This window comes from Sphingobium sp. FW305-3-2-15-F-TSA7, assembly GCF_058787155.1.
The window spans coordinates 88,633-101,501 of sequence record NZ_JBYSZM010000019.1; the positions used below are offsets into that span (position 1 = coordinate 88,633).

General features: G+C 64.1%; 10 protein-coding genes. 7 read left to right on the plus strand and 3 right to left on the minus strand.

All coding sequences use genetic code 11. From position 1 onward, the window contains the following. Positions 1-41: 41 nt before the first annotated feature. The 3 genes from AC3WN8_RS16245 to AC3WN8_RS16255 all read left to right on the plus strand — a co-directional run bounded on the left by AC3WN8_RS16245 (position 42) and on the right by AC3WN8_RS16255 (position 5,386). Positions 42-1,346, plus strand: coding sequence for an MFS transporter (locus AC3WN8_RS16245; RefSeq protein ID WP_492670493.1), 1,305 nt, complete (start codon positions 42-44; stop codon positions 1,344-1,346). A 33-nt stretch (positions 1,347-1,379) separates the two neighbouring features. Further along, positions 1,380-3,830 (plus strand): TonB-dependent receptor, encoded by a 2,451-nt coding sequence (locus AC3WN8_RS16250; protein WP_492670494.1) that lies wholly within the window; start codon positions 1,380-1,382, stop codon positions 3,828-3,830. Positions 3,831-3,961: 131 nt separating this feature from the next. Then, positions 3,962-5,386, plus strand: a complete 1,425-nt coding sequence (locus tag AC3WN8_RS16255) for a sulfatase family protein (RefSeq protein WP_492670495.1) — start codon at positions 3,962-3,964, stop codon at positions 5,384-5,386. Between the two features lie 27 nt (positions 5,387-5,413). Here the strand turns inward: AC3WN8_RS16255 and AC3WN8_RS16260 are convergent, their stop codons facing one another. Then, the gene (locus tag AC3WN8_RS16260) at positions 5,414-7,072 is read right to left on the minus strand and encodes a hypothetical protein (protein WP_492670496.1); all 1,659 of its coding nucleotides are present in this window, start codon (positions 7,070-7,072) and stop codon (positions 5,414-5,416) included. 211 nt (positions 7,073-7,283) lie between these two features. On the opposite strand from AC3WN8_RS16260, the gene AC3WN8_RS16265 reads away from it, so the two are divergent. Continuing rightward, positions 7,284-8,003, plus strand: coding sequence for a LuxR C-terminal-related transcriptional regulator (locus tag AC3WN8_RS16265; RefSeq protein ID WP_492670497.1), 720 nt, complete (start codon positions 7,284-7,286; stop codon positions 8,001-8,003). Positions 8,004-8,084: 81 nt separating this feature from the next. Beyond that, positions 8,085-9,185, plus strand: a complete 1,101-nt coding sequence (locus tag AC3WN8_RS16270; RefSeq protein ID WP_492670498.1) for a pyridoxal phosphate-dependent aminotransferase — start codon at positions 8,085-8,087, stop codon at positions 9,183-9,185. Between the two features lie 17 nt (positions 9,186-9,202). On the opposite strand, the gene AC3WN8_RS16275 is transcribed toward AC3WN8_RS16270, so the two are convergent. Further along, complete coding sequence (locus tag AC3WN8_RS16275; protein WP_492670499.1) at positions 9,203-10,249, minus strand: YncE family protein; 1,047 nt, start codon at positions 10,247-10,249, stop codon at positions 9,203-9,205. A gap of 141 nt (positions 10,250-10,390) precedes the next feature. Continuing rightward, positions 10,391-11,404 carry a 2-dehydropantoate 2-reductase gene (locus AC3WN8_RS16280; protein ID WP_492670500.1) on the minus strand — a complete coding sequence of 338 codons (1,014 nt, stop codon included), beginning with the start codon at positions 11,402-11,404 and terminating at the stop codon, positions 10,391-10,393. A 365-nt stretch (positions 11,405-11,769) separates the two neighbouring features. On the opposite strand from AC3WN8_RS16280, the gene AC3WN8_RS16285 reads away from it, so the two are divergent. After that, entirely contained in the window at positions 11,770-12,312 is a 543-nt protein-coding gene (locus tag AC3WN8_RS16285) for a Csu type fimbrial protein (protein WP_492670501.1), read from the plus strand. Between the two features lie 16 nt (positions 12,313-12,328). Continuing rightward, on the plus strand, positions 12,329-12,859 hold the full coding sequence (locus AC3WN8_RS16290; protein WP_492670502.1) for a Csu type fimbrial protein: 531 nt from the start codon (positions 12,329-12,331) through the stop codon (positions 12,857-12,859). The last annotated feature ends 10 nt before the right edge of the window (positions 12,860-12,869 follow it).

The following is a 12,869-nucleotide window of genomic DNA, read 5'->3' on the forward strand; positions in this document are numbered from 1 at the left end:
CGCTTGCCCAGGGAGCAGCTGACTCCAGGCCGGGAGAGGTAATGCAAGGGGCAGATCTTTCGCTCGAAACGAGGCGGGCGGCACGCGCATGGCTGATCGTGGCGTTGATCCTGTCCTATGCCCATTTCGCGATTCTCCTGAACAGCGTCGGCACCGTCATCCTGCAATCGATCAACGGCTTCGGCGTCGACAAGGCGCAGGCATCGACGCTTGAGGCGTTCAAGGATCTGCCGATCGCCTTCGTCTCGTTGGCGGTCGCTGCCTATCTGCCGCGCTTCGGTTTCCGCCGCGCGCTGATCCTGGGGCAGGCGCTGGTGGGGGCAGGGTGCCTTGCGATGGCGCTGTTCCCGGGCTTCGGCACGGTGAAGCTGCTGTTCCTGGTGACCGGCGTTTCCTTCGCCTTGGTCAAGACCGCGACCTACACGATCATCGGCCTGCTGACCGACGACGCGCGCAGCCATGCCGCGCTCACCAACCGGATCGAGGGCATGTTCATGGTCGGCGTGCTCGGCGGCTATTGGCTGTTCGGGCTGTTCATCGATTCCACGCATCCGGGCGATCCCGTCTGGCTGCATGTCTATTGGGTGCTGGCGGCGATTTCGGCCGCGATCATGATGCTGCTGCTCGCCAGCCGGCTCGATGAAAGCCGCGCCCGGGACATTGGTAGTCCGCTCGACGATCTCAAGGCGATGGGCGGGCTGATCGCGAAACCGGCGGTGATGTTGTTCGCCGCCGCCGCCTTTCTCTACGTGCTTGTCGAACAGGGCGTCGGCACCTGGCTGCCGACCTTCAACGCCGAAGTCCTGCATCTGTCCGCGCCGATGAGCGTGCAGGGCGCCAGCCTGTTCGCCGCCGCGCTGGCGCTTGGCCGGCTCGGTGCCGCGCCGCTCGTCGCGCGGATCGGCTGGCTTGCGCTGCTCGGCCTGTGCATCGCCGGGATCATGGCGGTGGTTCTGTTCGTCGTGCCGCTGGCCGAAGCGCAGGCGGTCGGCCCGATCGATCGCTGGTCGGCCATGCCCTGGATGGGCTATGCGATGCCGATGATCGGGCTGTTCCTGGCGCCCATCTATCCCACGATCAATTCGGCGATCCTGTCGGCGCTGCCGCGCACGCGGCATTCGGCGATGACTGGCCTGCTCATCGCTTTCTCTGCGCTTGGCGGGACCACCGGATCGTTCATCACCGGTCGCGTTTTCGCCGCGCTTGGCGGCGTCCATGCCTTCCGCCTGATCGTCGTGCCCGCTTTGCTGCTGGGCCTGGCGATCGTCATTTTCGACCGGCTGCTGCGCAAAGCTCGCCTGTCGTCCTCTAAAGATTTGGGCGTTTTGGATAATGCTAACCAATAAAGTAGAGAAAACGAAATTACGAAAGGGATGATCATGGCAACTCTCAGGACGATAACGCGCATCACCGCATCCGCACTGGCATTGGGCTGGGCGGTCGCCGGCCACGCCCAGGAACAGGCCGCTCAGGACGCATCGGCGGATTTTTCGGCCGAGGATGATATCGTTGTCACTGGCACGCCGCGCAGCGACGGCCTCAGCCGTCTCGACGCCGGTTTCTCGATCAGCACGCTCTCATCGGAGCAACTCGACCGGCTCAATCCGCGCAGCACCGCCGATCTGCTCAAGCTCGTCCCGGGCATTTATGTCGAGACCAGCGGCGGCACCGCCGGCGTCCATGTCGGTGTGCGCGGCTTCCCCCAGAATGGCGGCGGCGCCTTCGCGACGGTCGAACTCGACGGCGCACCGATCTTCGCGCCGAACACCTTGTCCTTCCTCGAGACCTTCAGTCTGTTCCGCGTCGACGACACGATTGAGCGCACCGAAGTGCTGCGCGGCGGCCCCAATCCGGTCTTCTCCAACGGCCAGCCCGGCATCACCGTCAACTTCATCCAGAAAAAGGGCGGCGACACGCCCGAAGGCAGTGCACGCGTGACGGCGGGCAGCGAAGGGCTGTTCCGCTTCGACGGCTATGCCAGCGGGCCGCTGGGCGGCGGCTGGTATGCCAGCGTCGGCGGTTTCTACCGTTTGAGCGACGGCATCCGCGACACGCAATTCCCCGCCGACAAGGGCGGCCAGATTAGCGGCACGCTCACCAAGCGCTGGGACGGGCTGGGCGAAGTCAGCCTCTATGTGCGCAAGGTGCATGATTCCAATGCCTTCTTCTCGGGCGCGCCGCTGCTTTCGACCAACAATGGATCCGATCTGTCGGTCTATCCCTATTTCGACCAGCGCAAGGATGCGCTGGCGGGCAATGCGATCCGCGACGTCACGCTCCAGATCAGCCAGGGCGCGACGCCCGGCACCATCCAGCGCGATTTCTCCGACGGTCGCACGATCGACCTGACCCAGTTCGGCGGCAGCATCGATCTGACCCCGGGCGAAGGCTGGCGCTTCTCCGATCGCTTCAGCTTCGTCGATGGCCGTGCCGATGTGCGCGCGATCTTCACCAGCGCGGTGCCGACCACGCTCGGCGCCTATATCAACAGCCGGCTCGCCGCCGCCAGCGCGGTCGGCCGCGGCCCCGCGACATCGGGCACCGGCAGCTTCGTCGGTACCAATGAGAGCGCGGCCGGCAGCCAGCCGGTGATCGTCGCCGGCCTTTGGTCGATCGACAAGGATATCCGCAGCTTCACCAACGAAGCGCGGCTCAGCCGCACCTTCGGCCGCAACACGCTGACGATCGGCGGCTATTATGCCGATTATTCGGTCGACGACCTCTGGTATCAGGGCAACAATGCGCTGTTCGCCTTCGAACCCAATGCGCGTCTGATCGACATCACGCTCAACAATGGCGCACAGCTCACCCGCAACGGCCTGGTGAGCGCGACGACCAGCCAGACGCGTGCCAACTGGGAAGGGCGCAACCTCGCCGCTTTCCTGGCCGACGAATGGGAAGTGACCGACGCGCTGCGCATCGATGCCGGCGTGCGCGCCGAACAGTTTAAGGCTGACGGCGTGATCGGGCTGACCACCGGCGGCGTCGATCTCGATGGCAATCCGGCGACGCTCTACAATAACGGCAGCACCGTGCTGAACGGCGGCACGCGCCGGGTTTCGTACAAGAAGACCAAGATCTCCTACACCGCCGGCGCCAATCTGCGCTTCGCCGACGATTACAGCGCGTTCGTCCGCGTCAATTCGGGCTATAAATTCCCGCATTTCGACGATCTGCGCGACGGATCGCGCGTCGTGCAGAAGATCGACCAGTATGAAGTCGGCTTCAAGACCTCCCAGCGCTTCATCAGCGCGGGGCTCACGCTCTTCTACAATGAGTTCAAAGGGCAGACCTATACGCAGCAGGTCGTCAATCCCGACAACAGCATCACCAATGTCGTCGCGATCGCCGGATCGCGGGTCTATGGCGCCGAGCTCGAAGGCGTGGTGCGCCCGTTCGACGGCTTCCAGCTCCGGTTCAACGGCACGCTGTTCGACGGCGAGTTCAAGGATATCACCGCCGGGGCCGCCACCGGCGTGCAGAATGGCAACAAGATCCAGCGCCAGCCGCGTTTCCAAGGACGGATCGAGCCGAGCTACACCATCCCGATCGGCACCACGGAGCTGACGATCTTCGGTGCCTATGCCCATGTCGGCGAGCGCTTCTCGGACATCCAGAACCTGCAGGTGCTGCCGTCCTATGACACGTTCGATCTGGGCGCGACCTTCAAGGCCGATCCGATCGAGTTCCAGGTGACCGCGACCAACCTCACCAATGCGCTGGGCCTGACCGAGGGCAATGCCCGCATCATCGGCACCACCAGTGGATCGGTGATCGCCCGGTCGATCTTCGGGCGCGCCTATCAGGCGTCGTTGATCTATCGTTTCTAATATCAACCACTGTCATCCCCGCGAAAGCGGGGATCCAGCTTCTTCTTCTTCTTTCCGATACTTCACGGAAAAGCTGGATTCCCGCGTACGCGGGAATGACAAGAGGTAACAGCCTGCTGAGGAGCTGAATCATGGACCGGCGAACGATGCTCAAGGGGCTGGCGGGCACCGCGGGGGCGCTTGCCGCCGCGCGTGGAGCGTCGGCCGCCGGTCTCGATCGCACAAAGCGACGCAACATCCTGCTCATCGTCAGCGACGATCAGGGGCTCGATCTGGGCTGTCTCGGCAATGCGGTGAAGACCCCGCATCTCGATCGGCTGGCGCGGCGCGGAACGCGCTTCGATCACGCCTACGCAGCGGTATCGTCGTGCAGCCCCAGCCGGGCGGTTCTGTATACCGGCCTCTACGGGCACCAGAACGGCATGTACGGGCTGGCGCATTCGGTCCACAATCAGGGGCTGATCGACGGCATCGTCACCTTGCCGGCGCTGATGAAGCGAGCGGGCTACACCACCGCGCTGGTCGGCAAGAAGCATATCCGCCCCGAAAGCGCATTTCCTTATGATGCGGAGCTTGCCCCCGAACGATCGGGCATACGCGACGTCGCGCTGATCGCGGACGAGGCCGAACGCTTCGTCAAGGCGGCGGGCGACACGCCATTCTTCGTGACCATCGGCTATAGCGATCCGCACCGCGCGCCCGTCAATTTCGGCAACGACCGCGAATGGCCGCGCGTCGCGCCCGTCCGCTACGATCCGGTGAAAGTGACGGTGCCGTCGCACCTGCCCGACATTCCGGCGGTGCGTGCCGATCTCGCTCAATATTATGAATCGCTCAGCCGGCTCGACAGCGGCGTCGGCATGCTCGTCGAGATGCTGGCGCGCACCGGCCATGCCGAGGATACGCTTGTCATCTTCCTGTCGGACAATGGCCGGCCCTTTCCGGGTGCCAAGACCAATCTCTACGATCCCGGCCTGCATCTGCCGCTGATCGTCCATGCCCCCGGTGCCGCCGGCGGGGCGGTCAGCGACGCGATGGCGAGCTGGATCGATATCGCGCCAACGATCCTCGAATGGGCGGGGACGGCGGGGCCGGACTATCCGTTGCCCGGGCGCTCGCTGCTGCCGGTGCTGGGCAAGCGCTCCGTGCCCGGCTGGGACCGGATATTCGCCAGCCACGAATTCCACGAGATCAACCAATATTATCCGATGCGTGCCGTGCGCACGCGCACCCACAGCTATATCGTCAATCTTGCCTGGCAGCTTCCCTACCCGATCGCGGGCGACGTCGCCGAATCCGAAAGCTGGAAGGCGATTTCCGCCGATCCCTCCATCCCGCTCGGCAAGCGGTCGCAGCGTGCCTATCTTCAGCGTCCGGCCGAAGAATTCTACGACCTGCGCGCCGATCCCGACGAACTGGTCAATCGGATCACCGATTCCGAACTGGAAACGGTGCGCGCGCAGATGCGCTCATGGCTGGCGGATCATCGCGCTGCCACGCATGATCCCTGGCTGGCGGGGCAGTTCACGCCGCACCAGCCGGCAGGACGGGAGTAACGGCTGCGGGGCGGCGCCGCCGCCCGCTCAGGGGACCTGGGTCGGGTGCGTCGATCGTTCCCACACATCAGACGTCGTTGCCACCAGCTCCTTCATGTCGCGCCATGGCCGGCCGCCTTCGATCCTGGTCGCACCCTGGATGACGCCCCTGGCGAAGGCGATCAGCCGGCCTTGCACGCGTTTCTGCTCCTCGGCGGGCCAGACCTCATAGGGGTGCGGTGCGCGGACGACGACGAGTTCCTTCAATCCCTTGACCCGGCGATAGCTGTCCATCGTGCCCTGCAGCGAGGCCGCGTAGTCCCATAGTCCGCGCGCGAAGAAGGCGGCGGGCCATTTGCCGGTTCCCGCCAGGATCGCCGAACTGGGGAAGAAGACGATATTATGCTCGACCTGGCTGCCCGCGATGAACAGCGGGCGATCCTTGCCCAGGCCGCGTTCCTCATCCTCCTCGCTCGGCTTGTCCATCACATAGCCGGGGCCGCTGCTGAATTCGGCGAGCAGCATCGCGCCCTTGATCGTCGTATCGCCGATCGCCGGACCGCATGCGATCTCGGGCAGGTCATAGGTGCAATTCTTGTCGAAATTCATCGTCATGGCCCAGCCGCTGGCCATGGTGCCGCGCGAATTGCCGAACAGCAGCACGGGCAATCCGCCCTGGGAACCTGTGCCGCGCACGGCGTCGGCCGCAGCCAGGCCTTTGCTCACCGCGCCCGACGGCGCCATTGCGCGCATGCCTTCGCCGGTTCTGAGGCTGGCGATGATCGCAAGCAGGTCGCGGCCCTGCTGCAAAGTGTTGGTATCGCTATAGCCGCTCGAGATGCCGACGCCGCGCCGATCGTGGAGCAGTATGTCGAACCCGGCGCGGTTGAAGATGGTCGCGGTTTCGCGCCACAGATCCTGGCCGGTCGCGCCGCTGAGCTTGCTCGGGAAGTCGTTGATCTCGGTCTCGCCGTCCTTCTCGATCCGATAGAGTTGGTCGTCGGGATGGGTGATCGCGGCAATGCGTCCGCCGCCGCCCGCGGTCATGATGACCAATGCGCGGGTTCTACCACCCTTGCCGTCATCCACGCCATCGCCGCGCACATACCAGCCGCGGATCTTGACCTGATCGTACATCTGCATGTGGATCCGCTCATAGGGATCGCGCGGTGCGGTGAATTCGACGGTCGAGGTGCGCGAATCGAGCGCGGCGAAGGGCTCGTTATACGGTGCCTGCGCGAAGAATGCGGGGCGGCGGATCGTCGACAAGTCGATATCGCCGCCCGTCTCGGTCACCTTGCCGAGCAGATAGCGGTCGTGTTCGTCGCTATTGTGGAATTCCTTGTTGGGCGGATGGCGGTTCATCACCGCCTTGAACACGCGCTTGCGGCATTTCTCGTCCGCCTTGCATTCGGCCCAGCGCTCGCGCAGCCGCGCGTCGCCGAATTCGTCGACATAGAAGTCGCCCTTGTATCCGGCGGGCGGCACGGCGGCGACGCTCGAAAAGGGGATGCAGGTCCGCGGGCCGGCAGAGGTAGGCAGGATATAGCCCGACATCTTTCGATCGCGGTCATAATGAACCGGCGCCTCGCAATCGGCCGGTGGGGATGCGGCCGCCGGACCGACGGAGGAAACCTGGGCGACCGCGCCGCCCAGCGGAGCGCCCGCAAGCGCCGCGGCCAATATCAGCTTCCTGTTCGATCGCATCGCGCTTGCCCCTCCGTGCGTGTCGTCCGCCGACTTAACGGCCGGACGTTGGGCAGCTCAACCTGTCATCAACCTGTCTTCGCGCGATCGCCGGCAATTCATGGCTGCGACAGCGGTGTGAAAGCTCGGCAGGCATAGCTTTGCGTGAATTGTGATGAGAGGCACCATGGTCATGTCAGCTTCTGGAACTGGCCGCCCGACCGAGCACGTCATGCTTTCCGGGATGATCGCCGCGATCGGTGAGCCGGACTTCGCCGCGATCAGCGCAAAGGCGCTTTGTGATTTCCTCGATTTCGAACTGAGCGCGATGATCGTCCATCGCACCGAAAGCGGCCCGGCGGTGATCTATGACAATTTCGATCGCACCGGATCGCGCAAAGGCATCGAGAATTATGTGCGGTTCACCCATCGGGCCAATCCGATGCTCCGCAGCCAGCGCGATATCGGTGTTTGCCGCGCCCGCGATTTTGCGATCCGCGAGGCCGATCTGGGGCCGCCGATCCGCGGCGTGCTCCTTCCTGCCGAAGAGGAGGAATTGGGTTTCCGGACGGCCGGCTGGCCGCCGATGCTCGAGGAGATCGGCCTGTATTTCAAGGGATGCGGCGGTATCGTCGAACTCGGCTTCTATCGTGAGCGAGCGGCACGGTCGGTGCCCGATCGCAGGCTGCATGCCCTTGGTATGCTCGGCATGCCGATCCGCGCCGCATTCGAACGTCACGCCATACTTCGACCGCGCGCGATGGTTGCGGAGGCGCCGCTATTGTCGCCGCGCGAGCGCGAGGTCTGCACGCTGTTGCTCGCGGGATGTTCGTCCGATGCGGTCGCGCTGCGCCTTGGCATCAGCCGTCACACCGTCAAGGATCACCGTAAGAACATCTTCCGCAAGCTGGGCATCAGTTCGCTCGCCGAATTGTTCGCGCTGCGCGCTTGACGCCCCCCTCTGCGGGGGGATGGTCCTTGTCCCGCAGGCACGGCATCCTGGCTGTTACTCAATGGCGGGAAGCTGAAACATATGCGCTATGTCCGGATGCCGATCGAAGTCGAATCTCCAGAGGAATATGGATATTCGAACATTCGCTACAATCTGTCGGAAAGCTCGATCACCGATCAGACGATCGCGGGGCTCGGGCTGACGATCCCCGACCTCACTTTGCTCTATGGCGAACATCGCGGCGGCCAGCGGCTGCGCGCACTGATCGCCGAAGGGGGAGAGGGGCTCGATGCCGACGATGTCCTGATTGCCGGGGGCGCCGCGACGGCGCTGTTCATCATCGCGACCTCGCTGCTCGCCGCAGGCGACCATCTCGTCGTGGTCCGGCCCAATTACGCGACCAATCTGGAGACGCCGCGCGCGATCGGGTGCGATATCAGCTTTGTCGACCTGTCCTTCGACCGGGGGTTCAACGTCGATCTCGACGCGATCGCCGCGGCGATCACGCCGAAGACACGGATCATCAGCGTCACGTGTCCGCACAATCCGACGGGTGTGATGATGAGCGCGGACGAACTTGATCATCTGGTCGCGCTGGCCAAGGCACATGGCTGCTATCTGCTGGTCGACGAGACCTATCGCGACCTTTGCTATGGCGAGCGCCTGCCGCTGGCCGCCACGCTCGGATCGCATGTGATCAGCGTGTCCTCTTTGTCCAAGGCCTATGGCATCCCCGGAATCCGCATCGGCTGGCTGATCACCCGGGATCCCGCGCTGCAGGAATTGTTCCTCGCGGCGAAGGAACAGATCAGCATCTGCGGCAGCGTCGTCGACGAATGGATCGCGGAACAGGTGCTGGCCAGGCGCGAGGCCTTGCTGCTGCCCACCCTGGCCGAGATGAGCAAGCGGCTGGAGACCGTCGCGGCGTGGATCGCGGGTGAGGACCGGCTCGAATGGGTCCGTCCCTCGGGCGGCGTGGTCTGTTTCCCGCGCATGCGCGCCGAACCGCCCGGCGGCACCACCGCGTTCTACGAACGGCTGCTGCAGACCCATGGCACCTATGTCGGCCCCGGCCATTGGTTCGAGATGCCCGACAGCTATTTCCGGCTGGGCTATGGCTGGACCACGGCCGAGGATCTTGCCGCGGGCCTGGACGGTATCTCGCGCGCGCTCAGTGGGTAAGGACAGCGCCGGACGGTTTAGCGCGGCGCGTAGGTCAGCACCGTGAAACTGTCCGGATGATAGATTTTCGACGCCGCCGCGCCATCGGGCCCCGGTGGTGGCATGCTGTAGTCCGCCGTGACGACCAGCAGCTTTCCGGTTCGTTCGTCGATGGTCATCATGCGCGCGCCGGGACGGGTGGAGACGGTACCGAGCGAGCGGAATTCGCGGCCGCTCTGGCCGATGACGGTCAGCGTCGCGTCGGTGCCGTTGGATGTCACGATGCGTCCGCGGCTTTCGTCCACCGCGAAGCCGTCAATGCCCTTGCCGATCGGCAGGCTGGCGACGATCGCGCCCGTGCCGGCATCGAGCGCGAGGAATCGGGGCGCTTCGCCCACGCATGCGGCAAGGATGAGATTGGTGCGTGCCTGGAACCGCACCTTGGAGACGTTGCACGGCACCGACCATCGTGCGGTCTCTGCCAGGGATTGTGAATCCAATGTCAGGATGATGTTGTCGTAGCGCACCGGCGCGAAGAGGCGCCCTTTGCCGTCACTGGCCGGATCGTCCATCTTGCGGAACGGAAACTGCGTCTTGCCGCGCAATGCGCCCGTCGCCGCGTCCAGGGTGAACCAGGTCGATTCCTTCGGTCTTGTGCCCACGATCGCATGGACCCTGTCGGTTGTGGGATCGTGGATCGCGCTGTTCAAACCGCCGTCCTGGGCAAGCGGCAGGCGCGCGATCGGCGCGAGCGTCTTCAGACGAAAGCTCAGCAGCGATCCGTCGGTCATCCCCACATAACCGCGGTCATGGCGGGGGATCAGCAGCGGACCGTTGGCGCCCTTCGAATTCCCGACGGTCGCTATGACGCGATTGGCGTCGACATCGAACACGGTATTGCCGTCCGCATCGCGCGCGATATGCAGCCGGTTGGTGCCCGGCTCCATCTTCGCATAGTCCCAGCCCGTGTCGGTGCTCGGCAGCGTGGCACTGCGCTCGAGAACATAGAGCAGGTCCTGCGCGCGCGCGTCGCCGGCGATTGCCATGAGCGCGCAGGTGGCGGCAATGCCGAGACGACGGTGCATGGCGTTCGTTTCAGGGCCGGATCGGTGTTGGTGCTTGATCGTCAAGATGCGTCCTCTCGGCCGCTTTTCTTGTCGTGCGCCCGGTCGTGAACAAGCGCCAAGAGTCAAATAATCGATGGTCCAACCCTCGGCCGCCGGGCCCTATTCCTTCGCAGCGGCCCGGGGTGCATTCGGGGCCGACCCGTTCGACCCTTTGTCGAGACCGCGCCCGGCATCGAACAGGCGCGTCATGCCCAGTAGCGCATCCATATAGGGCGTCCTTATGCCCGCACGTTCGCCGATCGCGCGCGGCGCGCCCAGCAACGCTTCGACCTCGATCGCACGTCCGGCCTCGACATCCTGCAACATCGACGTCTTGAACGCGCCGAGCTTGCGGGTGACCTGCATGCGATCCTCGCCGCTTTCGGCGATGGGGCAGCCGATGGCGGCGCCGATCTCCGCCGCCTCCGCCATGATACGCAGTGCGAAGGCGGAAACCAGTTCGTCGTCGAGGATAAGATCGGCGGTCGCCCGGGTCAGCGCCGAGATGGGGTTCATCGTCATGTTTCCCCATAATTTGTACCAGATATCCTGCTGGATCCGGTCGCTTTTGGTGACGTCGAGGCCCGCCGCGGCGAACAATGCGGCGACGCGTTCGAGCCGATCCGTTGGTTTGTGCGACGGCTCGCCCAGGATCAGGCCCTTGCCGAAATGACGCTGGATGACGCCGGGGGCGAGTGCGGAGCATGACGCATGCACGACGCATCCGATCACCTGATCGGCGGGTAGCGCGTCGCCGATCGCGCCATCCGGATCGAGCGATTCCGGGCGCAGTCGCGGTTGATCGCCAAGGAACCACCATGGCACGCCGTTAAGCATCGGCACGATGATGGTATCCTGATCGATGAAGGAGCGTGCGGCCTGTGCCGCGGCGCGAAGGGCAGGGGCCTTCACCGCGAGCACGACCAATGACTGAGGGCCGAGATCCGCCGCATTTCTCGACGCTGCCACCTGGGGGGCGATGCTGCCGTCATCCTCGTGAAGGACGAGGCCATTTGCGACGATCGCGTTCAATGTCTGGCCGCGCGCCAGCACGGACACGTGCGATCCCGCCGCAGCCAGCTTTGCGCCGATCCATCCGCCGATTGCCCCGGCACCCACAATTCCGACTTTCATGACGCATCCTTCGCCGCAGTCGGGGCATGATGGCAAGTCCGAACATATGCGGCGGTCCGCCCGTCGGTGAGTGGATGGGGATCAAGGGTGGCAAGGCATGGCGGCCGAGGAGCGATACCACCCAAAATGGATAGTATATATTTAGAATGCTGGCCATTTTGGATAGTATTATATCCCAAAAATTGGGCAGTATTCCTGGTGCGTCGTCTGTGAGGAATAATGATTGTTTAACTGTTGTTCTTTATTGAATCATTCATAGTCTGATTGAATTCGGATTTGAATAAAGTCCGGTGATATCGTGATTATCATTGGGGCTTTGTGCGATGACAAGCATTGTCCTCTTGGATGGATCAATGGAGAATTCGATGCACAGAAAATCAGTTTACGCGGCCGCTGCGTTGCTTGCGATCTCGGCGGGTACCGCTGCGAAGGCCGATATTACCGGCACCGTCGATGCAACGATTACGCTCACCAGCGGCTGCATCATCAATGGCCAGTTGACCAATGATGGTGCGGGCAGCAGCGATTTCGGCACCGTGGATTTCGGATCGCACAACAGCCTGTTCACGAGCGCCGATGGCGAAGCAGTCGGCAGCGGTACCGGCATTGCGATCCAGTGCAGCCCGGGTATCGCCCCCTCGCTGACTTTCGGCGCGGGTGAACATGACGGTCTGGGCACAGGGAGCGGCAATCGCGCGATGGCGCATGCCAGCGCCGCCGGGCAATATGTGAAATATGGCCTTTATTCCGATGCCGGCCGCAACACGCTGATCGCCATCAACGGCAGTCTGGTCCTGGCCAGCGACGGCAGTGCGCAGAATATCCGTGTCTATGGGCGCGCCTATGGCGCTGCGGGGCTCGTCACCGGCACCTATTCGGATACGGTGCTCGTCACGCTCGAGCTCTGATCGAGGCGTCGGACAGGTGGAACGGATCGCCACCGTCGCCGTGATGTTCGCGGCCGCAGCGGCGATCCAGCCCGTTCCGGTACGGGCGGAAACCGGCAAGCCTTTCCAGGTGGGGGCGACGATCGCGGCGGGGTGCCTGATCGAAGGGCCGGGGGCGGCATCGTCAAGCTTCGGACATCTGGATTTCGGACAGGCTCCGGCGCTTTCGGCCGGTACGCATTCGGCGAGCCTGTCGGCGAACCAGACGATCACGCTGCGCTGCACGCCGCAGACCAGTCTTTCGATGTCGATCGACGCGGGCGCGCATGGGGCGGGGGGGATTCGCCACTTGCAGCGGGGCGCGGATGTCGCGAACCGCATCACCTATACGCTGTGCAGCGATGCCGCCTGCACACAGCCGATCGCGGCGGCGGCGCCCGTCGGAATCGCGGTGACCGCGATCAACGCCAATGACGTGCGGCTGCCGGTCTACGGCCGGCTGACACTGTCCGGGGCGCGGCCCGCCGGTACCTATGGCGATACGCTGACCGTGACGCTGAGCTGGTGAGATTTAAGGG